Source organism: Klebsiella sp. CD33, from assembly GCF_051992865.1.
Lineage (GTDB): Bacteria > Pseudomonadota > Gammaproteobacteria > Enterobacterales > Enterobacteriaceae > Klebsiella > Klebsiella pneumoniae.
In genome coordinates this window covers 1,573,205-1,593,105 of record NZ_CP197023.1, presented here as the reverse complement: position 1 = coordinate 1,593,105, position 19,901 = coordinate 1,573,205, and the positions used below count along the sequence as shown (strand labels likewise).

The 19,901-nt window shown below is 59.9% G+C and carries 18 protein-coding genes; 6 read left to right on the top strand and 12 right to left on the bottom strand.

Annotated features, from left to right (window positions below; all coding sequences use genetic code 11):
- The first annotated feature begins 44 nt into the window (after positions 1–44).
- Positions 45–1,175 carry a class Ia ribonucleoside-diphosphate reductase subunit beta gene (nrdB, locus tag ACR809_RS08025; RefSeq protein ID WP_004140835.1) on the top strand — a complete coding sequence of 377 codons (1,131 nt, stop codon included), beginning with the start codon at positions 45–47 and terminating at the stop codon, positions 1,173–1,175.
- Positions 1,175–1,429, top strand: coding sequence for a class I ribonucleotide reductase maintenance protein YfaE (gene yfaE / locus ACR809_RS08020; RefSeq protein WP_002913017.1), 255 nt, complete (start codon positions 1,175–1,177; stop codon positions 1,427–1,429). Before nrdB ends, yfaE begins: the two co-directional genes overlap by 1 nt.
- A gap of 463 nt (positions 1,430–1,892) precedes the next feature.
- On the opposite strand, the gene glpQ is transcribed toward yfaE, so the two are convergent.
- Positions 1,893–2,963 carry a glycerophosphodiester phosphodiesterase gene (gene glpQ, locus ACR809_RS08015; RefSeq protein WP_009484780.1) on the bottom strand — a complete coding sequence of 357 codons (1,071 nt, stop codon included), beginning with the start codon at positions 2,961–2,963 and terminating at the stop codon, positions 1,893–1,895.
- 9 nt (positions 2,964–2,972) lie between these two features.
- Positions 2,973–4,319, bottom strand: a complete 1,347-nt coding sequence (gene glpT, locus ACR809_RS08010; protein ID WP_002913019.1) for a glycerol-3-phosphate transporter — start codon at positions 4,317–4,319, stop codon at positions 2,973–2,975.
- A 271-nt stretch (positions 4,320–4,590) separates the two neighbouring features.
- Between glpT and glpA the strand changes: the two genes are divergently transcribed.
- The 3 genes from glpA to glpC are packed head-to-tail and all read left to right on the top strand — an operon-like array spanning position 4,591 to position 8,637.
- Positions 4,591–6,213, top strand: coding sequence for an anaerobic glycerol-3-phosphate dehydrogenase subunit A (gene glpA, locus ACR809_RS08005; protein ID WP_122051178.1), 1,623 nt, complete (start codon positions 4,591–4,593; stop codon positions 6,211–6,213).
- Entirely contained in the window at positions 6,203–7,462 is a 1,260-nt protein-coding gene (gene glpB / locus ACR809_RS08000) for a glycerol-3-phosphate dehydrogenase subunit GlpB (protein ID WP_122051177.1), read from the top strand. The genes glpA and glpB overlap by 11 nt, the downstream gene beginning before the upstream one ends.
- Complete coding sequence (glpC, locus tag ACR809_RS07995) at positions 7,459–8,637, top strand: anaerobic glycerol-3-phosphate dehydrogenase subunit GlpC (RefSeq protein WP_002913041.1); 1,179 nt, start codon at positions 7,459–7,461, stop codon at positions 8,635–8,637. The genes glpB and glpC overlap by 4 nt, the downstream gene beginning before the upstream one ends.
- A 21-nt stretch (positions 8,638–8,658) precedes the next feature.
- On the opposite strand, the gene yfaU is transcribed toward glpC, so the two are convergent.
- From yfaU to ACR809_RS07960, 7 genes are all read right to left on the bottom strand, one after another.
- Positions 8,659–9,462 carry a 2-keto-3-deoxy-L-rhamnonate aldolase gene (gene yfaU / locus ACR809_RS07990; RefSeq protein WP_040244386.1) on the bottom strand — a complete coding sequence of 268 codons (804 nt, stop codon included), beginning with the start codon at positions 9,460–9,462 and terminating at the stop codon, positions 8,659–8,661.
- Positions 9,463–9,476: 14 nt separating this feature from the next.
- A complete protein-coding gene (locus ACR809_RS07985) occupies positions 9,477–10,766 on the bottom strand; it encodes an MFS transporter (RefSeq protein ID WP_002913045.1) in 1,290 nt (429 codons plus the stop codon).
- Positions 10,767–10,808: 42 nt separating this feature from the next.
- Positions 10,809–12,014, bottom strand: a complete 1,206-nt coding sequence (gene rhmD, locus ACR809_RS07980; RefSeq protein ID WP_004175029.1) for an L-rhamnonate dehydratase — start codon at positions 12,012–12,014, stop codon at positions 10,809–10,811.
- 10 nt (positions 12,015–12,024) lie between these two features.
- A complete protein-coding gene (locus tag ACR809_RS07975) occupies positions 12,025–12,810 on the bottom strand; it encodes an IclR family transcriptional regulator (RefSeq protein WP_002913046.1) in 786 nt (261 codons plus the stop codon).
- 204 nt (positions 12,811–13,014) lie between these two features.
- On the bottom strand, positions 13,015–14,211 hold the full coding sequence (locus ACR809_RS07970) for a nicotinamide mononucleotide deamidase-related protein YfaY (protein ID WP_032417375.1): 1,197 nt from the start codon (positions 14,209–14,211) through the stop codon (positions 13,015–13,017).
- A gap of 102 nt (positions 14,212–14,313) precedes the next feature.
- A complete protein-coding gene (locus ACR809_RS07965) occupies positions 14,314–14,856 on the bottom strand; it encodes a YfaZ family outer membrane protein (protein ID WP_122051176.1) in 543 nt (180 codons plus the stop codon).
- A gap of 274 nt (positions 14,857–15,130) precedes the next feature.
- Positions 15,131–16,084, bottom strand: coding sequence for an Rpn family recombination-promoting nuclease/putative transposase (locus tag ACR809_RS07960; RefSeq protein WP_004175025.1), 954 nt, complete (start codon positions 16,082–16,084; stop codon positions 15,131–15,133).
- A gap of 137 nt (positions 16,085–16,221) precedes the next feature.
- On the opposite strand from ACR809_RS07960, the gene nudI reads away from it, so the two are divergent.
- On the top strand, positions 16,222–16,647 hold the full coding sequence (nudI, locus tag ACR809_RS07955) for a nucleoside triphosphatase NudI (RefSeq protein ID WP_004214608.1): 426 nt from the start codon (positions 16,222–16,224) through the stop codon (positions 16,645–16,647).
- 55 nt (positions 16,648–16,702) lie between these two features.
- Here the strand turns inward: nudI and menE are convergent, their stop codons facing one another.
- From menE to menB, 3 genes are read right to left on the bottom strand one after another with little or no spacing between them, the layout of a single operon-like run.
- Entirely contained in the window at positions 16,703–18,079 is a 1,377-nt protein-coding gene (gene menE, locus ACR809_RS07950) for an o-succinylbenzoate--CoA ligase (RefSeq protein ID WP_122051175.1), read from the bottom strand.
- On the bottom strand, positions 18,076–19,041 hold the full coding sequence (gene menC, locus ACR809_RS07945) for an o-succinylbenzoate synthase (protein ID WP_032420315.1): 966 nt from the start codon (positions 19,039–19,041) through the stop codon (positions 18,076–18,078). Before menC ends, menE begins: the two co-directional genes overlap by 4 nt.
- Complete coding sequence (gene menB / locus ACR809_RS07940; RefSeq protein WP_002913098.1) at positions 19,041–19,898, bottom strand: 1,4-dihydroxy-2-naphthoyl-CoA synthase; 858 nt, start codon at positions 19,896–19,898, stop codon at positions 19,041–19,043. The genes menC and menB overlap by 1 nt, the downstream gene beginning before the upstream one ends.
- Positions 19,899–19,901 lie beyond the last annotated feature (3 nt).

The window sequence follows — 19,901 nt, the reverse complement described above, 5'->3', positions numbered from 1 at the left end:
AACCCATTCCCGCCGGGCAATACAGTTCAACAGGACTCACTTCAATGGCATACACCACTTTTTCACAGACGAAAAACGATCAGCTGCTGGAACCTATGTTTTTTGGCCAGCCGGTTAACGTGGCCCGCTACGATCAGCAAAAATACGACATCTTTGAAAAGCTGATTGAAAAGCAGCTCTCCTTCTTCTGGCGCCCGGAAGAGGTTGACGTTTCCCGCGATCGCATCGACTACCAGGCGCTGCCGGAACATGAAAAACATATTTTCATCAGCAACCTGAAGTACCAGACGCTGCTCGACTCCATCCAGGGCCGTAGCCCGAATGTGGCGTTGCTGCCGCTGATCTCCATCCCGGAGCTGGAGACCTGGGTAGAAACCTGGGCCTTCTCCGAGACCATTCACTCGCGTTCGTACACTCACATCATCCGCAACATCGTCAACGACCCGGCGACCGTGTTCGACGACATCGTCACCAACGAGCAGATCCAGAAACGTGCGGAAGGCATCTCTCACTATTACGATTCGCTGATCGAGATGACCAGCTACTGGCATCTGCTGGGCGAAGGCACCCACACCGTCAACGGCAAAACCGTGACCGTGAATCTGCGCGAGCTGAAAAAGAAACTCTATCTGTGCCTGATGAGCGTTAATGCCCTGGAAGCGATCCGCTTCTACGTCAGCTTCGCCTGCTCCTTCGCCTTTGCCGAACGCAAACTGATGGAAGGCAACGCCAAAATTATCCGCCTGATCGCCCGCGATGAAGCGCTGCACCTGACCGGCACCCAGCATATGCTGAACCTGCTGCGCTCCGGCAGCGACGATCCGGAAATGGCGGAAATCGCCGAAGAGTGCAAGCAGGAGTGCTATGACCTGTTCGTGCTGGCGGCGCAGCAGGAGAAAGAGTGGGCGGACTACCTGTTCCGCGACGGCTCGATGATCGGCCTGAATAAAGATATTCTCTGCCAGTACGTCGAGTACATCACCAATATCCGCATGCAGGCGGTGGGGCTCGATCTGCCGTTCCAGACCCGCTCCAACCCGATCCCATGGATCAACACCTGGCTGGTCTCCGACAACGTTCAGGTGGCGCCGCAGGAAGTGGAAGTCAGTTCTTATCTCGTCGGCCAGATCGATTCTGAAGTCGATGCCGACGATCTGAGTAACTTCCAGCTGTAATGAAGCGGATCTTCCTGAAAATCTCTGACACTCGCCTTGAGTGTCAGGATGAACACCCTTCCCTGCTGGCGGCGCTGGAGTCGCATAATATCGACGTCGAATATCAGTGCCGCGAAGGCTACTGCGGCTCCTGCCGCACGCGCCTGGTCTCCGGCCAGGTTGACTGGCTGACCGAGCCGCTGGCCTTTATCCAGCCGGGAGAAATTTTGCCCTGCTGCTGCCGGGCGAAAGGCGATATTGAGATCGAGATGTAGTCTTGTCAGGTGGCGCTACGCTTACCCGATCTACTGTTCCAGGACCGGCCGTTTACGCACTGCCGCCCTGGGCTGCTGAAACTGCCGGTGTTGACGGCCTCAAAATCGCTGAGACGTTCCCGGAAGGCCGGGGCAGCCCGCATGGATGCGGGCTGAGGGCCGTGTTTTGCATGGACGCTACCTCGGCCCGACCCGAAGCCTGCAGGGATAAGTCGAAGGGACCGCGCAGCGGCGATTTTGCTGGCCGGAGCCCGGGGGTACAGGGGGAGGCGGCGACTGGCCTCCCCCTGTGCGCTCCCTGCGCTATGAAAGGCATAACGCAGAAGAAATATCGGGAGCGCAATCTTCCAGGAAATAACATAGAACAAACGTTATTCCCGGGTCGAAATCGTTGCACGCCGAGAACAGTGTCAACAAAACCGCAGTTCGTACGCCGGGTAAGGCGTAGCCGCCACCCGGCTTTTTACTGTTTCGCGTCCAGGAACTGCACCGCTTTATCCGGGAAATCGGTAAATAAGCCGTCGACGCCCGCCTGGTTATACAGCACGTCATAGAGCTGATTAACGTTAGTCGCGTACTCCGGCAACTGATCCGCGCGCACGGTGTACGGATGCACCTGCAGATGGCTGGCGTGCGCCTCTTTCACCATCGCCGTCAGCTTCACCGCCCCCGGCTTCGAGCCTTCCGCTACCAGCATATGGTAATCCGGGCCGATACCGTCCGCGTACTGCGCAATCTGCGCCATCGCCCCTGGCTTGAACATCCAGTCATAGCTGTAGTTCACCCACTTACCATCGGCCTGTTTCTGCTGGGTTTCATTCCAGTCGGTATAGGCGATGAGCTGCACCAGATTGAGATCCATCCCCATCTTCGGCTCCAGCTCATTTTTAATGCGTTTGAGCTCGTTGGCGTCAAAGCACTGCAGATAAACCTTATCCTGCTTGCTGGTATAGCCATATTCCTTCAGCACCTTCAATGTGCTGGCGGCAATATCTTTGCCTTCCTGGTGGTGGAACCACGGTGCTTTGATTTCCGGGTAGATACCGATGTTTTTGCCGGTTGAATGGTTCAGCCCCTGGACAAACTCAATCTCCTCTTCAAAGGTATGAATACGGAAATCGGATTTGCCCATCGGGAATCGCCCGGGATAGGTTTGCACGTTCTTACCATTTTTCGGCTCAAAACCTTCGGTGAACTTCAGCGACTTAATCTCGTCCAGGGTAAAGTCGATGGCGTAGAAACGGCCATCTTTACGCGCCCGCTGCGGGAAACGCTGCGCAACGTCAGTCACCCGATCGAGATAGTGGTCGTGTAACACCACCAGCCGGTCGTCTTTGGTCATCACCAGGTCTTGCTCAAGGTAATCCGCCCCCTGAGCGTAAGCCATCGCTTTCGCCGGCAGGGTATGTTCCGGCAGATACCCGCTGGCGCCGCGGTGGGCGATGACCATTTTATCAGCCGCTGTCGCACTGAAGCACAGCGCCGAACTGGACAGAATCATTCCGCTCATCAGCGCGGTAAGTTTCATTTTCATCGCCGCTCCTTAGGCTTGTTTCAGCTGTTGGTGATGGCGACGTTCACCGAGCATCACGATAACCAGCAGGATAACCGCCAGCACGCTGCCGCCGATCATCACCATAAAGCCGCCGTCCCAGCCGAAGAAATCGACGGTGTAGCCGACGATAGCGCTCGCGGCCACGGAACCGCCAAGATAGCCGAACAGGCCGGTGAAGCCCGCGGCGGTCCCGGCGGCTTTTTTCGGCGCCAGCTCGAGGGCATGCAGACCAATCAGCATCACCGGGCCGTAGATCAGGAAGCCAATGATGATCATACAGGCCATATCGACGCCCGGATTACCCGGCGGGTTCAGCCAGTAAACGACAGTGGCGATGGTCACCAGGGTCATAAAGAACACGCCGGTGGCGCCGCGGTTGCCTTTAAACACTTTGTCCGACATCCAACCGCACAGCAGCGTGCCCGGGATCCCCGCGTACTCGTACAGGAAATAGGCCCAGGAGGATTTATCCAGCGCGAAGTGTTTAACTTCTTTCAGGTAGGTCGGCGACCAGTCGAGAATGCCGTAGCGCAGCAGATAAACGAAGACGTTAGCGATAGCGATGTACCACAGCAGCTTGTTCGGCAGAATGTATTGCATAAAGATCTGCTTCGCCGTCAGCTCTTCTTCGTGCTTTTCGCTGTAATCGTCCGGGTAGTCGTTTTTATATTCTTCAATCGGCGGCAGACCGCAGGACTGCGGGGTGTCGCGCATCATCGCAAAAGCGAAAATCGCCAGCAGAATGGCGCCGAAGGCCGGCATATACAGCGCCGCGTGCCAGTCGTTAAACCACGCCATCCCTAACAGGAACAGCAGCGGCGGAATGCCGCCGCCGACGTTATGCGCGCAGTTCCACACCGAGACAATCCCGCCGCGCTCTTTCTGCGACCACCAGTGCACCATGGTCCGGCCGCACGGCGGCCAGCCCATTCCCTGGAACCAGCCGCAGAGGAACAGCAGCACGAACATTATCATGATGCTGGACGTCGCCCACGGCACGAAGCCCATCACCAGCATCACCAGCGCGGCGAGGATCAAGCCAGCCGGCAGGAAAATGCGCGGATTCGAGCGGTCAGAGACCGATCCCATGATGAATTTCGAAAATCCATAGGCGATGGAGATACCGGAAAGGGCGAAGCCGAGGTCGCCACGAGAGAACCCCTGCTCGATAAGATAAGGCATCGCCAGGGCAAAGTTCTTACGAACCAAATAGTAGGCGGCATAACCAAAAAAGATGCCAATAAAAATCTGCCAGCGTAATCGGCGATATAGCGGGTCAATCTCCGCTGCTGGCAAACGCGCTTTATGCGCGGCGGGTTTAAAAATACTTAACATATCAGCCTCCGTGGCCCTTGCTGTTTTCTACTGACGTCACGACAAAATCCCAGATTAATCACCAACTTCAAATATGGTCGCGATGGTAGGCAATACGTAGAGTTGATACTGTGAAACATCGCACAATTTGTTACAGAAATATGACAAAACGTTCCAATGTGAGCACGAAATCACATAACACGCTCAAATAACGCGCGAATATGCTCGAAATCAAACAATAACCTTACTAATTGTGGCTAAATGGTGTTAAACGAAAGCAGAGGAGCTGAAGATGACGGGACATCTTGATAGCGAGGTCATTATCATCGGCGGCGGAGCAACCGGCGCCGGTATCGCCCGCGACTGCGCCCGGCGCGGATTACGAACGCTGCTCATTGAGCGCCATGATATCGCCACCGGGGCGACCGGCCGGAATCATGGACTGCTGCACAGCGGCGCCCGCTACGCGGTGACCGACAACGAATCCGCCCGCGAATGCATCAGTGAGAACCGCATTCTGCGCCGCATCGCCCGCCACTGTATTGAACCGACCAACGGGCTGTTTATCACCCTGCCTGAAGATGACCTGGCATGGCAGCAAACCTTTATCGACGCCTGTCAGCAGGCTGGCATAGAGGCCACGCCGCTCTCGCCGCAGGAAGCGCTGCGCCGGGAGCCCGCCGTCAACCCGACGCTGCTGGGCGCGGTGCAGGTCCCGGACGGTACCATCGACCCGTTTCGCCTCACCGCGGCCAATATGCTCGACGCCCGCGAACGCGGCGCGCAGATCCTTACCGGCTGCGAAGTAACAGGCCTGCTGCGCCGGGGAGATCGCGTCTGCGGCGTCCAGGTATACGACCGCCAACTTCACCAGGCCCGCACTCTGTACGCCGGGATGGTGGTTAACGCCGCTGGGATCTGGGGGCAGCGTATTGCGGAATATGCCGACCTGCGCATCACCATGTTCCCGGCGAAGGGATCGCTGCTGATCCTCGATCATCGGATTAACAACCTGGTGATCAACCGCTGCCGTAAGCCGGCCGACGCCGATATTCTGGTGCCCGGCGATACCATCTCGCTGATCGGCACTACCTCAATGCATATTCCTTATGACGAAATTGACGATAACCGGGTAACAGCGGCGGAGGTCGATACCCTGCTCCGCGAAGGGGAAAAGCTGGCGCCGGTCATGGGCCGCACCCGGATCCTCCGCGCCTACTCCGGCGTCCGCCCGCTGGTGGCCAGCGATAACGATCCCAGCGGGCGCAGCGTCAGCCGCGGCATCGTCCTGCTCGACCATGCCCAGCGTGACGGTATGGAAGGCTTCATTACCATCACCGGCGGCAAGCTGATGACCTATCGCCTGATGGCCGAGTGGGCCACCGACGCCGTCTGTCGTAAGCTGGGAAACACCACCCCCTGTACCACGGCCGAAGCCCCGCTGCCCGGTTCACAGGAGCCAACGGAAAGTACCCTGCAAAAGATAATCTCCCTCCCCACCCCGCTGCGCGGCTCGGCCGTCTACCGTCACGGCGATCGCACCCCGTCCTGGCTTGGCGACAGCCGCCAGCACCGTAGCCTGGTCTGCGAATGTGAAGCCGTCACTGCCGGTGAAGTGAAATACGCGGTGGAAAACCTGGCGGTCAACACCCTGCTCGACCTGCGCCGCCGCACCCGGATTGGCATGGGTACCTGTCAGGGGGAACTCTGCGCCTGCCGCGCTGCCGGCCTGCTGCAGCGCTTTAACGTCACCACGCCCGCGCAGTCGTTAACCCAGCTCTCGGAATTTCTCAATGAACGCTGGAAGGGCGTGCAGCCCATCGCCTGGGGCGATGCGCTGCGCGAAAGCGAATTCACCCGCTGGGTCTACCTCGGCCTGTGCGGATTGCCACAGGAGCACCGGGATGAAGTTTGATTGCGCGATTATCGGCGGCGGGCTCGCCGGCCTTCTGTGCGGGCTGGCCCTGAATCAGCACGGCCTGCGCAGCGTCATCATCAGCCGCGGGCAGAGCGCGCTGCATTTTTCCTCCGCGTCGTTAGACCTGCTCTCGGCGCTGCCCAACGGCGATAACGTCACTGACGTCGCACAAGGTCTGCAGCAGCTCGCTGAACAGCTTCCTGAACACCCTTATTCCCGGCTCGGCGCAGAGGCGGTGCTCGAATACGCGACGCAGACCGAAGCCCTGCTGGCCGCCTGCGGCGCGGTGATGCAGGGCGATGCGCGCCGGCCGCACCGGCGGGTAACGCCGCTGGGGACGGTGCGCCCGGCATGGCTGTCGCCCCTTGAGGTGCCTGTCGCGCCCCTGCCGTCGCAGGGCGCCTGTCTGGTGGGGATCAGCGGCTTTGCTGATTTTCAGCCGCATCTCGCCGCCGCCGCGCTCGGTCAACACGGAGTTACCGCCGCGGCGGTGGAAATCGAGTTACCGCTGCTGGATGTGCTGCGTGACAACCCGACCGAGTTTCGCGCCGCCAATATCGCCCGCGTCCTGGATGATGAGAATATGTGGCCGGCCCTGCATGCAGCGCTGCTACCGCTGGCGCAGCAGTATGACCTGCTGATCATGCCCGCCTGTTTTGGCCTCGCCGACGATCGCCTGTACCCCTGGCTGCAGGCGCGTCTACCCTGCCCGCTGCGTCTGCTGCCGACGCTGCCGCCTTCGGTTCCCGGGATGCGTTTGCATTCTAAGCTGCAACGCCAGTTCATTCGCGAGGGCGGCGCCTGGCTCGCAGGCGATGAGGTGGTGAAAATCAGCCATCGACAGAACGCCGTCGAGGCGGTCTGGACGCGCAATCACGGCGATATTGCGCTGCGTCCGCGCTTTACCGTGCTGGCCAGCGGCAGCTTTTTCAGCAACGGTCTTGTCGCCACTCGCGATAGCGTGCGCGAGCCGATCCTCGGCCTCGACCTTCACCAGACCCTGCCACGGGAAAGCTGGTACCAGCGCGATTTCTTCGCCTCACAACCGTGGCAGCGCTTCGGCGTGAAAACCGATGCCCTGCTGCGCCCCCTGCTGGGCGGGCAGCCGTTCCATAATCTGTTCGCCATCGGCTCATTGCTCGGCGGGTTCGATGCCATTCAGCTCGGCTGTGGCGGCGGCGTCTGCGCCGTTACCGCGCTGCACGCCGCCAGACAGATCCACGCCCTTGCCGGAGGCCGGCCATGAACGATACCCGTTTTGAAAGCTGCATTAAGTGCACGGTCTGTACCACCACCTGCCCGGTAAGTCGGGTCAATCCGCGCTATCCCGGCCCGAAACAAGCGGGGCCGGACGGCGAACGCCTGCGTCTGAAGGATGGCGCGCTGTACGACGAGGCGCTGAAGTACTGCATTAACTGCAAGCGCTGCGAGGTCGCCTGCCCGTCGGATGTGAAAATTGGCGATATCATTCAACGCGCCCGGGCACAGTACGGCCAGCAAAAGCCGACCCTGCGCGACGCCATCCTCAGCCATACCGACCTGATGGGTACCCTTTCCACCCCCTTTGCCCCCCTGGTCAACGCCGCCACCGGCTTAAAACCGGTGCGCCGTCTGCTCGACGCGACGCTCAACATCGATCACCGGCGTACGCTGCCGAAATATGGTTTCGGCACCTTCCGCCGCGCTTACCGCCAGCTCGCCGCCCGTCAGAAGCAGTACAGCGAACAGGTGGCTTTCTTTCATGGCTGCTACGTCAACTATAACCATCCACAGTTGGGTAAAGATCTGATTCGCGTCGTCAACGCGCTGGGTACCGGGGTGCAGTTGTTATCAAAAGAAAAATGCTGCGGCGTACCGCTCATCGCCAACGGTTTTTTCGACAAGGCGCGTAAGCAGGCGCAGAGCAACGTCGCCGCGATGCGGGAAAACACGCTACCGATCATTGCCACCTCCTCGACCTGCGCCTTTACGCTACGTGATGAATACCCCCATCTCCTCGATGTCGATAACAGCGATCTTCGCGATCGGGTCGAGCTTGCCACCCGCTGGATCTGGAAACAGCTGGCTGCCGGCAGGACGCTACCGCTGCGCCCGCTGCCGCTGAAGGTGGTCTATCACACCCCGTGTCATATGGAAAAGATGGGCTGGTCGCTGTATACCCTCGAGCTGCTGCGGCTGATCCCCGGCCTGCAGCTGGAGGTGCTGGATTCACAGTGCTGCGGCATCGCAGGCACCTACGGGTTTAAAACTGAGAATTACGCGGTATCCCAGGCTATCGGCGCCCCGCTGTTCCGTCAGATTGAGGAGAGCGGGGCCGACCTCGTCGTCACCGACTGCGAGACCTGCAAATGGCAGATTGAGATGTCCACCAGCAAACGCTGCGAGCATCCGCTGACGGTGCTGGCGCAGGCGCTCGTCTGAGCCCAGCGCCAGCCTCCGCCGTCAATAGCTCGTTTTCTCTTGCGGCTGGGCGTTGGCAGATTTAAACATCGCCAGCCGGCGGTCCAGCGCCTGGGTATACAGCATGGTATCCACCCCGACGGCGACAAAGTTGGCCCCCCAGGCAAGACATTTTTCCGCCATCGCCGGGTCGACCGCCAGAAATCCGGCCGCTTTCCCCGCCGCGCGAATGCGCCGGATGCTCTGCTCGATCACCCGCTGCACGTCAGGGTGACCGGCATCGTCCGGGTAGCCCAGCGAGGCGGAGAGATCCGCCGGACCGATAAACACCCCGTCAATGCCGTCCACCTCGAGAATAGCGTCCAGGTTCTCCAGCGCGGTTCGGCTCTCGACCTGAATCAGCAGACAGAGTTCGTCATTCGCCTCCGCCATATAATTCTCCACCCTTCCCCAGCGCGCCGCTCTCGCCACGCCGGCGCCAACGCCGCGGCTCCCGATGGGGGGATAACGGGTCGCTGAGACCACCTCCCGCGCCTGCTCGGCGGTATCGACCATCGGCACCAGCAAGGTTCTGGCGCCAATATCCAGCACCTGTTTTATCAGGCTGCGGTTGCCCTCGACCGGGCGAATGACCGGCTGGCTGGCATAGGGGGCAATCGCCTGCAGCTGATGATAAAGGTCCTGAATGGTGTTCGGGGCATGCTCGCCGTCGATCAGCAGCCAGTCGTATCCCGACGTCGCAGCGATCTCCGCCATGTAGGATGAGGTGGAGCTCAGCCACAGGCCGATTTGCGTCTCACCGCGTAATAATCCCCGTTTGAAGGGGTTAGATAACAGTGCGTTCATAGCGATTCCTTTATTCAATGCTGTACGCTGCCGCGCTGGGGTACCGCGCGGGTAAGGCTCAATGAAAAGATAATGACCACCCCGACAATGGCGACGCCGGCCAGGGTTAACAGTCCGGCGGCGCTGCTGGCGAACAACGTTTCGGCCTGCACGCGCACGATCGGCGCCAGAAAACCACCGATGGCGCCAAACAGGTTAACAAAGCCAATCCCTGCGGCCAGCGCCGTGCCGGACAGCAGCTGCGTCGGCATCGTCCAGAAGACCGGCTGCACGGCGATCACCCCGACCGCCGCCACGCACAGCGCGATGATAGCCAGCACCGGCGCCACCAGTCCGGACACCGCAATCCCGACCGCCGCCGCCAGCAGCGTCAGGGCGGCAATATTGCGTCGCTCGCCGGTGCGATCGGAGTAGCGAGGGATAAGCCAGGTGCCAAACAGCGCCGCCACCCACGGGATGGCCGTCACCACCGAGGCAACAAAGCCGACTTTGGTGCCCAGCAGCGCAGCAACCTGGGTGGGCAGGAAGAAAATCAGACCATAGACCGCCACCTGAATGGTCAGATAAATCAGCGCCAGCTGCCAGACCCGCCCGTTACGCAGCGCATCGGACAGGCGCGAGGCAATCTTTTTCTCCTCCTCGCGCGCCAGCTCGCTTATCAGCGCCTGTTTCTCCGCTGCGCTCAGGAAGCGGGCATGCTGCGGCGAATCGTCCAGCCAGAAGAAGGTGAACGCTCCCGCGGCGACGGCGAGCAGGCCTTCAATGACAAACATCCAGAACCAGCCGGGATGGCCCATAAATCCATGCATCTCCAGCAGCGCACCGGATAAAGGCGATCCCAGCGTCAGGGCCAGCGGCGCGCCCATATAAAACAGCCCCATAATGCTGGCGCGGTTTTGCTGGGGAAACCACTGTGAAGTGAGGTAGATCATTCCGGGAAAGAAGCCCGCCTCCGCCGCGCCCAGCAGGGTACGTACCAGCAGGAATTTCGCTTCCGTATCCGCCCACGCCATCGCCGCCGACAGCACGCCCCACAGCAGCGTGGTGCAGCCGATCCATCGCCTGGCGCCAAATTTGCGCATCAGCAGATTGGCTGGCACCCCGAGGAAGGCATAGACCACAAAGAAGATACCGGCCCCCAGCGCGTAGGCCTCATTGCTGAGTCCGGTATCCAGCTGGTAGGTCTCTTTGGCGAAACCGATATTAGAACGGTCAAGAAACGCCAGCACGTACAGCGCCAGCATAAAGGGGATTAAGCGGGCGCGGTTTTTCTTCACCACGCTCTCCAGCAGAGTGTTGCTCATCATAATATCCTCAGGCGCGGGCCGCCGGGCGGCCCGACGCAATCAGTGTTGATAAGGACGCTTCAGGTTGCAGTCGCGATTGAGCTCGACGCCAAAGCCGGGTTTATCCAGGACCGATTTATGAATGCGCCCCCTCTCCGGCACCGGCTCGCCGAGCAGGATCGGGTCGAACTGCGGGCGCAGCGTGGCGCAGTCCGGACTGGTCATCAGAAACTCGCTGAACGGCGTGTTGGTGAAGGTGATCACCGCATGATGTGAGTAAACCGACGAGCCGTGGGGCACTACCAGCTGCCCGCGCGCTTTGGCGATGGCCGCGATCTCCACCAGAGTGGTTAAGCCGCCGCACCAGCCGACGTCGGGCTGCATAATATCGATGCCGGTTTCCGACAGGGTGCGGAAGGACTGCAGCGTGCCGTGGTGCTCGCCGCTGGTCACCATCATCCCGGCCGGCGCCTGGCGCTTCAGCTCGCGATAGCCTTCATACTGCTGCGGCGGCAGGCACTCTTCGATCCACTTGAGGTTATAAGGGGCGCAGGCATGGGCAAGTTTGGTGGCATAGTTAACGTCCTGGCTCATCCAGCAGTCCAGCATTAACCAGAAATCCGGGCCGCATTTTTCGCGCATATCCGCCACCATGGCGACGTCTTTGCGGATCCCGGCGTCGCCATCGTGCGGCCCCCAGTGGGTAGGCATTTTGCCGCCGATAAAGCCCATCTCCTGCGCCAGGTCCGGACGTGCGCCGGTGGCATAGAACTGGATTTCGTCGCGCACCGCCCCACCCAACAGTTTGTAGACCGGCAGGCCAACCACTTTCCCGAACAGGTCCCACAGCGCCAGGTCGACACAGGAGATGGTATTCATCACCAGGCCGCCGGATCCCGCGTAGTAAAGGGTGGCGTTAAGCATCTGGTCATGGATCAGTTTGATATCGCTGACGCATTTGCCTTCGATAAAGCGGTTGAGATGTTTTTCGACGATAAAGCAGCCCATCTCCCCGGCCGTCGACACCGCAAAGCCGGTCTGTCCGTTGTCGGCTTCCACTTCCACAATCAGCGTCCCCAGCACATTGATACCAAACGACTGCCGGGACTGCTCATACTGTTTATATTTGCTCATCGGGGTAGCGATATGATCGTCAATCCAGTGGTTAGCCCCCTGGTCATGGTAATCGCCGCCGCCGGCGCCCTGCTCTGCTGTGGCGCCGCCGATGAACCAGGCGCGGACGTGTTTAATTTTCGGTAGGGTCATGATGTTCTCCTTATGATGAGGCGAGTTGTTCGAAGGGGCTTTTCCACCCCAGCAGACGTGAAATATCTTTCGCGCAGGCAATCGCCTTACCAGCCAGGTAATCGCGATTGTCTTCATTGATTTGCAGACGGGTACCCACCACCGAGATGGCGGCGGTCAGGTCGTTATTGGCGTTAAATACTGGGGCAGCCACGCAGCGCACATCCGGATAGTCCTCGCCATTATCAAAGCTCCAGCCCCGGGCGCGGATCCGCCCCAGCTCCTCCCGCAGCTGCTGAGCATCGGTGATGGTCGTTGGCGTGGCCCGCTCCCACTGCAGGTCTTCGATAATCGACGCCTGAACGCTGGCGGGCTGCCAGGCCAGCAAACATTTGCCGATCCCGGAGCGGTAAAGCGACAGGCTCTTACCCTCATGCGAGCGCACGCTGATGGTGGCGGGAGACTCAATTTTCAGAATGTAGTAGGCGTTACCCTGATCGATAATGCCCAGATGACAAAGCAGGCCACACTCATCCATCAGCCGGGTGAGGCGCGGCCGCGCCAGCTCGCGCAGGTCCATTTTGCTCAGCGCCTGCCCGGCCAGCTCCACCAGCTTGGTCCACAGGCAGTAGTTATCCTGATTATCCATACTGATGAAGCGCTGCTTTTTCAGCTCGCCCAGCAGCAGATACACCGTGCTTTTCGGGATCCCCAGCTCCGCTATTATCGTCGCCGCGCTGCAGGGGCCGATGCGGCCAATTAAATTGAGGATCTCAATCGCGCGGGTCAGCGCCGGGACTTTCGTTGATTCCAACATACTGGACTCCAATCCTGAATACTGGAATCAGTGTTGCGATTGTCCGGGCGGTAAAGTGTGAGCGACATCGCGGGGCAATCGTTTTCCCGTATACTGGACCGTTCGCAGCAGAAAATTGCGACTTAACGCACAGAATTTTTTCAGAAGAGTACAACAGGTTGGACGACCGGCGCCCCGAGGATACGGTGCGCCGGGGGGAATGACTTACAGCGAGAGGGAATCCACCACGTTAATCCAGCCATGTTCGCTGGCCAGCGGTTGGCCATTCAGCCAGCGACGCAGCATGTTTAACGCCATCATAGCGCAGACTTCCTGGCGTACCGCCAGGCTGTGGCGGGTGGCGCTAAACTTCACCCGCAGTGCGAAGGTGCCGTCCGGGGTGGCCAGGGCCACGTTAAGATGATCGTTTTCCTGACCGCTAACCGCCAGAGCCAGGCCGGCAAAATGGTTTATGCGCCGCTCGGCCGCCCAGCGGGCCGCCTGCGCCAGCGTCTCCTCCTGCGCCGGAACGACTTCGCTGGCCAGCAGCGGCGCGCCGGCGCGGGACAGCTGGAGCGCCAGCAGGCCGCCGGTAAACTGCTCGCTGAGCGTCAGGCTCAGCTGCCGCTCCTGCAGACAGCGGGCGATCTGCGCCGGTAACCCTTCCGTGCCTTCGAAAATCAGGCTGTCGCCAGCCACCTTACGCACCTCCGGCCACAGGGCCAGCATGGCGTCGCGCTGGTTGGCCGGTCCGGTTAGCTTGAGTTCAATGATCGGCATCGACGAGCGGTAACCCATCACCACGCCCGGAGGCAGCGTCAGCGGATTAAGACTTTGCGCCAGCTCGCTCTCCGAGCGGCCAAAGGTGGTCATACGCAGGCATACCGGCGGGTCCGGCAGCGTAAAGCGCTGGCGCAGGCGCGGTAAAATTTCCTGCTCGACCATCACCTTAAATTCAGAGGGGACCCCGGGAGTGAAAAACATCAGGCAGCGGTTGAGCTGGATGGCAAAGCCACAGGCCGTACCGACCGGGTTGTTGATCATCTCGGCGCTGGCCGGGATTTCCGCCTGCTTACGGTTGCTTTCCGCCATCGGCCTGCCGCGCTCGGCAAAAAAGCGGGTCATGGTTTCCAGCCACTCCGGATGCAAAATAAGCCCCTCGCCTTTCGCAGTGGCGGCGGCCAGCGCGCTCAGGTCGTCGCTGGTTGGGCCGAGGCCGCCGTTGACGATCAGCACATCCGCCTGTTCGCTGCGTTCGCGCAGAATCGCCACCAGCGCATCGAGATCGTCGCCAACGGTATTGCGGCGCGTTAACGGTAAACCCTGATTAAAAAAGAAATCCGCCAGCCATGCCGCATTGGTATCAACGATTTGACCATGCAACACTTCATCGCCGGTGGACAGCATTTCCACATTCAACATTGCTCACTCCTTGCCTGCCAGGTGAGAAATACTATAACGCAAAGCGGGATGCTGACGAGGAGGAAAATCTGGCGCAGCAAGAAGATGCCGCGCCGGAAGAGATTAGAAGCTGGCGCTGGCGCCGATGTATGGGCCGTCGGCGATGGTGTTATCGCGGTTGCCATCTTTGCCCGCCAGGTTCAGGTAACGGTAGCCGGCCTGGATGCTAAGCGGACGCATAATGGTCCAGCTGGTGCCGACGTTGGCTTCCTGGTAGCTATCAATGCCGCTGGAGAGCGAATCCGGAGAGTAGTAATAATCGCCGTACAGGCGGAAGCTGTCGCCGATTTTCCACTGCAGGCCGCCGCCGACCGCGGCCGCATAACCTTCATCGCCCTGTTTCGGATTGGTGTAAATACCTTTACCACCCACGGTCGCGAGGAACGGCCCCAGCGGAATATTGAGTCCCAGGCCTAAACCCGCGGCGTCGCCGTCGTTATCGCTGTGCAGCCAGTTACCCGAAACGGCCAGGCCGGTGGACTCGGTGCCGAAGCCGACGCCAAGGTTGGTGTAATGCTCGCCGGCTTCACCGGTAACGCTAATCGCATGGGCCGCCGAAGAAACCATCATCACGCCCGCCAGCGCCATAAAAATGCTTTTTTTCATTATTTACTCTATCCAGAAAATTAAAATCAAAGAAGTCCCGAAAAAACCTAAAAATTCTACTGCGCACCCATCAGGAATCAATGACCTGGCGAAATGAATTTTCACAAGAGTGTAACCAGTTGCGTATTTTTACGGCATCGAGCGTTGCCAGAACCACGAACAGCCTATTCAACGCCAGTAATATTCATGTTTATTATGATTAACGCTGACACATTGACGAAAACAGAGAGCTGGCGCCGCAGGATCGGCGCGGCGCGGGTGGATAAGGGAATAATTAATGCTGCAGCCGGGCCAGACATTCCGGGGCGAGGCCGGTCAGTTTCGCCACCAGCGACAGGTCGAGTCCGTTAGCAAGCATCGCCCGGGCGATACGCTCCGCGGTCTGCTGCTCACCTTGCTCGATACCTTGTTCGATACCTTGCTGTAGACCTTGTTCAAGACCTTGCTTTAATCCTTGCTGATGGCCGCGTTGTTCCAGAAACTGGGCAATATTCATTAGCGTCTCCTTATGCGGCCGCCGGGGAACGTTTTGCGCAAGATGGCGCAAAAAAGCAACCGGATCGGCGGCGTTTCCTGCCTGTAATAAATAGTGCAACAGCGTCTTAAGCTGCCTGCGGCTAGTGTATCCCAGCGCCAGGAGCCTGACCAGCTGCTCATGCAGGTCCATCAAATCCCGCTGGCGAATATGCTTCTGCAGCAGCTCCAGCATCGCCACGCGCCGGTGGCGCATGATTTCATCGTCCGGGGTGCTAGTGATATCAATTAAGGGAAAATCTTCACCATAGATCCGCCGCGCGATGTCCGGATCGGCAAAGCCTGCCAGCCAGCACATCGGGTAAGGCCAGGGAGAAACGCGACCATGATAAAACAGCAGCGGGATCACCAGCGGCAGCTGCGTATGCCCTTTATCCAGATGACGCTGCATCGCGGCTATCGCATAGCGCATCAGGCGAAATGCCATATGGCGGTCCGCCGAGCTTTGGTGCTCTATCAACAGATAGATATAGCCCTCCCCCGCCTGCGTTTGCAGCGAGTAAAGGATATCGGAATGACTCGCCCGCAGTTCGTCGTCGATAAAGCTCCCGGACTCCAGCCGCAGCGTGTTCAGATTACATAACGCGCGCAGCGGTGCGGGAAGGTGAATGTCCAGAAAATCCCTGGCCGTCGCCCGATGCGACAGCAGGTGTTTAAATACAGCATCGTGGGGGGAATTCGTCGCCCTTTCCATGGCGGTGCTCCATACAATCATTTTCGCTTAACGTAGCACTCAACAAGACCTGAACTGTATTTCGCTTGCAGTTTACCGAGGCGGCTCGCAAACTATTTCACCAGCATACCGCCCCATCCCTCTGCAGGAGAAAACCCATGCGCCAAAGGACGATTGTTTGCCCGCTGATCGAGAATGAAGGCCATTATCTGCTTTGCAAAATGGCCGCCGACCGCGGGGTTTTTCCCGGGCAATGGGCCTTATCCGGCGGCGGCGTGGAGCCAGGGGAACGTATTGAAGAGGCGCTGCGGCGGGAAATACGCGAAGAGCTCGGCGAAAAACTCATCCTTACCCATATCGCGCCATGGTGCTTTCGCGACGATACCCGCGTCAAAACCTACCCCGACGGGCATCAGGAAACGATCTACATGATCTATCTCATCTTCGACTGCGTGAGCGCCAATCGCGATGTGACGATCAACGAGGAGTTTGACGATTACGCCTGGGTCAAAGCCGAAGATCTCAAAAACTACGATCTTAATGCCGCCACCCGCGTTACTCTCAGCCTGAAAGGGCTACTTTAGTCCAGCATACCGCGTTCAACCCACCCGGCGTTATGCCGCGGGATAATGCGGGTGGCTACGATACGGTCGCATGCGTCTGCTGCCTGACCCACTCGCACAGCGCCCGGCGCGAAATCTTAATCCCGCCGTTTTTTAACGTTTCCGGCAACCGCAGCCAACGCACCGGCTGCTGAAAACGCGCTAACCGCTCAGCGCTCCATGCCGCCAGCGCGCTCAACTCGCAGCCGTCATCGCATTCCACCACCGCTACCGGGCGCTGGCCGTATTCCGCATCATCCAGCGGCACGATAAACACCTGCTGTACCTGTGGATGGGCGAGTATCACACGCTCGACCTCTTCCGGTTGAATACCTTCTCCACCGCTAAAAAAGAGGTTATCCAGTCGCCCAACAACCGTCAGCCGACCGTTATGCAATGCTCCGCGATCGCGCGTCGCAAACCAGCCTTCATTGTTGGTTAATGACAACAATTGACCATCCCGCCAGTAGCCTGCGGCCATACTCGACGCCCGCAGCCAGATCTCGCCGGCGACTATTTTCACCTCTCGCCCCGGCAGCGCTTCGCCAACATCCGCAGCGCCGTCGGCCTCTTTGGCACACACGGTGGAGGCGAATTCGGTGAGGCCATAGCCGCAGAAGCTGCGTATGCCCTGCTTTCGCGCCCGTTCAGTCAATTCGACCGGGATCGACGCGCCGCCGAGCAGCACCGCCTTGAGGGAAACCGCAGCATCATCATTCAGCAGGCGCCATAGCTGGGTCGGCACCAGCGAAGCATGGGTACAGCCGTGCAGCATCTGCGCCAGCGGCTGTTTGTCACATACCGTGAGTCGCGCGCCGGCCAGCAGCCAGCGCCAGACGATCCCCTGACCGGAGACATGGAACAACGGCAGCGACAGCAGCCAGTCATCTCCTGCGGCAAACGGCATCAGCGCCAGCACGCCAGCCGCGCTGGCCAGATGGGCGTTGGCGCTATGTACCGCCGCTTTCGGCAGGCCGGTTGAACCGGAGGTCAACGTCATCGACACCAACCGATCGCCATGCCAACAAACGGCACAAGCGCCTTCTGCCGCCTGCAGAGTTAACGCCGGTAAATTCCCCGGCAGCGTATCACCGTTAAGCACCAGCTGATGCTGCATGGTTAACGCGGGTAACAACGCCTGCAGCAACACCGCTGGCAGCTGCGGATTCAGCGGCAGCACCCGCGCCCCGCACTGCAGCAGCGCCAGCCAGGCGAGTAGCGTCTCCGGCTGGTTGTAGGCCCGGAGCGCCACTCCCTGCCCTTCCATTACGCCCTGCGCGGCAAAACCAGACGCCAGCGCGTCAACCCGCGCGCATAGCTCCCGCCAGGTCAGCGGCTGGTTATTCAGACGTAAGGCGAGGGCCTCTCCGCGCCGCTGACGCCAATGCCGCCAGGGCCAGTCGTTAAAGGTCACAGCAGCGGCTCCAGCGCATCAATGTTGAGCACCGGCAGCGCACTTTCGGGCCACGGCCGTACCAGCTGGGCGCCCATCAGCGCCAGCGTATCGAGTCCGGGGATGGTCTGCGGCGTCAGCCAGGCGGCAATCCGCGCCAGCTGGGTTAACCCGAGACTGGACTCGATCGACGAGCTGATCACTACGCTCAACCCCAGCGCATGCGCCGCGGCGACCTGTTGCTGCACCTTCTGCAAACTGCCGGTTAGCGTCGGTTTGATCACCACCGCGCGCACCCCCGGCTCGGCGACAAAGCGGAAATCCGCCTCGCGCAGGCTTTCATCCCAGGCGATAGCGATCCCTGTCTCGCGGCTAAAGGCCCGAGAATCCTCCCGCGTTTTGCAAGGTTCTTCAAGAAAAGCAATGCGCTGGCGGTACGCCGGATTAACGTATTTGGCGAACTGTTGCGCTTTGAGCGGCGTCCAGGCGCGGTTGGCATCGAGCCGCAGCTGCAGGTCGGGGATCGCCTCCAGCAGCAGATTGACCACCATACCGTCGCGGACCGCCTCCCAGAGGCCAACTTTGACCTTAGCGACCTTCTCGCCGGGCATCGCCGCCAGTCTGGCGAATAGCTCATCCGGATCGCCGGAGCAGAGCGGCGCCGCGCGATAATCCGCGGCCTGCGGTAGTCCGCCGCTAAGCTCCGCCTGCGCGCAGCTGATGCCAAACGCGACGGAGGGCTGCGTGGGAAGCGGCGGCTCGGCGCCGTCGCGCCAGGCCTGTGCCCACGCTAACAGCGCCATTTGCGCCTCTTCCAGCGTCTCGACACTGAATCCCGGCAGGGGAGAAATTTCGCCCCAGCCTTCGCGTTCCCCCTCCTGCAGGCGGATGAACAGCCCGTCGCGGGTTTTTAACCGCCGCTCGCGCAGCACCACGCCCGCGTCCATCGGTATCTGCCAGCGGTAAACCTGCGAAACGCGCATTATGGATTCCGTTTAAATTTGCTGAAGTCCGGCTGACGTTTCTGGTTGAAGGCGTTGCGTCCTTCCTGCCCCTCTTCCGTCATATAGAACAGCATGGTGGCGTTGCCCGCCAGCTCCTGCAGACCAGCCTGGCCGTCGCAGTCGGCGTTCAGCGCCGCTTTCAGGCAGCGCAAGGCCATCGGGCTGTTCTGCAGCATTTCACGACACCAGCGCACGGTCTCTTTTTCCAGATCCGCCAGCGGTACCACGGTATTCACCAGCCCCATGTCCAGCGCCTGCTGAGCGTCATACTGGCGGCACAGGAACCAGATTTCGCGCGCTTTTTTCTGCCCGACGATCCGCGCCATATAGGAGGCGCCCCAGCCGCCGTCGAATGAGCCGACTTTTGGCCCGGTCTGGCCGAAGATGGCGTTTTCCGCCGCGATAGTCAGATCGCACATCATATGCAGCACGTGACCGCCGCCGATAGAGTAGCCGGCCACCATCGCGACCACCGGTTTCGGGCAGGTGCGGATCTGACGCTGGAAGTCGAGCACGTTAAGATGATGAACGCCGGAGTCGTCCTGATAGCCGCCGTAGTCGCCGCGGACTTTCTGGTCGCCGCCGGCGCAGAAGGCTTTCTCACCTTCACCGGTCAGCACGATGACGCCGATATTGTCGTCATACCGGGCATCCGCCAGCGCCTGGATCATCTCTTTGACGGTCAGCGGGCGGAAGGCGTTGCGCACCTGCGGACGATTAATGGTGATTTTGGCAATCCCGTCAGTCGATTTGTGATAGCGAATATCGGTATAGCCTTCGGAGCAATCGTGCCATTCAACGGGGGCGTAGAGCATTGCTTCATCAAGAGAGATCATAGA

Excerpts from the sequence above, each read along its gene's own strand:
- nrdB (WP_004140835.1), top strand. The coding sequence starts at position 45 with ATGGCATACACCACTTTTTCACAGACGAAAAACGATCAGCTGCTGGAA.
- yfaE (WP_002913017.1), top strand. The coding sequence starts at position 1,175 with ATGAAGCGGATCTTCCTGAAAATCTCTGACACTCGCCTTGAGTGTCAG.
- glpQ (WP_009484780.1), bottom strand. The coding sequence starts at position 2,963 with ATGAAAATGAAACTTACCGCGCTGATGAGCGGAATGATTCTGTCCAGT.
- glpT (WP_002913019.1), bottom strand. The coding sequence starts at position 4,319 with ATGTTAAGTATTTTTAAACCCGCCGCGCATAAAGCGCGTTTGCCAGCA.
- glpA (WP_122051178.1), top strand. The coding sequence starts at position 4,591 with ATGACGGGACATCTTGATAGCGAGGTCATTATCATCGGCGGCGGAGCA.
- glpB (WP_122051177.1), top strand. The coding sequence starts at position 6,203 with ATGAAGTTTGATTGCGCGATTATCGGCGGCGGGCTCGCCGGCCTTCTG.
- glpC (WP_002913041.1), top strand. The coding sequence starts at position 7,459 with ATGAACGATACCCGTTTTGAAAGCTGCATTAAGTGCACGGTCTGTACC.
- yfaU (WP_040244386.1), bottom strand. The coding sequence starts at position 9,462 with ATGAACGCACTGTTATCTAACCCCTTCAAACGGGGATTATTACGCGGT.
- ACR809_RS07985 (WP_002913045.1), bottom strand. The coding sequence starts at position 10,766 with ATGAGCAACACTCTGCTGGAGAGCGTGGTGAAGAAAAACCGCGCCCGC.
- rhmD (WP_004175029.1), bottom strand. The coding sequence starts at position 12,014 with ATGACCCTACCGAAAATTAAACACGTCCGCGCCTGGTTCATCGGCGGC.
- ACR809_RS07975 (WP_002913046.1), bottom strand. The coding sequence starts at position 12,810 with ATGTTGGAATCAACGAAAGTCCCGGCGCTGACCCGCGCGATTGAGATC.
- ACR809_RS07970 (WP_032417375.1), bottom strand. The coding sequence starts at position 14,211 with ATGTTGAATGTGGAAATGCTGTCCACCGGCGATGAAGTGTTGCATGGT.
- ACR809_RS07965 (WP_122051176.1), bottom strand. The coding sequence starts at position 14,856 with ATGAAAAAAAGCATTTTTATGGCGCTGGCGGGCGTGATGATGGTTTCT.
- ACR809_RS07960 (WP_004175025.1), bottom strand. The coding sequence starts at position 16,084 with ATGGAAAGGGCGACGAATTCCCCCCACGATGCTGTATTTAAACACCTG.
- nudI (WP_004214608.1), top strand. The coding sequence starts at position 16,222 with ATGCGCCAAAGGACGATTGTTTGCCCGCTGATCGAGAATGAAGGCCAT.
- menC (WP_032420315.1), bottom strand. The coding sequence starts at position 19,041 with ATGCGCGTTTCGCAGGTTTACCGCTGGCAGATACCGATGGACGCGGGC.
- menB (WP_002913098.1), bottom strand. The coding sequence starts at position 19,898 with ATGATCTCTCTTGATGAAGCAATGCTCTACGCCCCCGTTGAATGGCAC.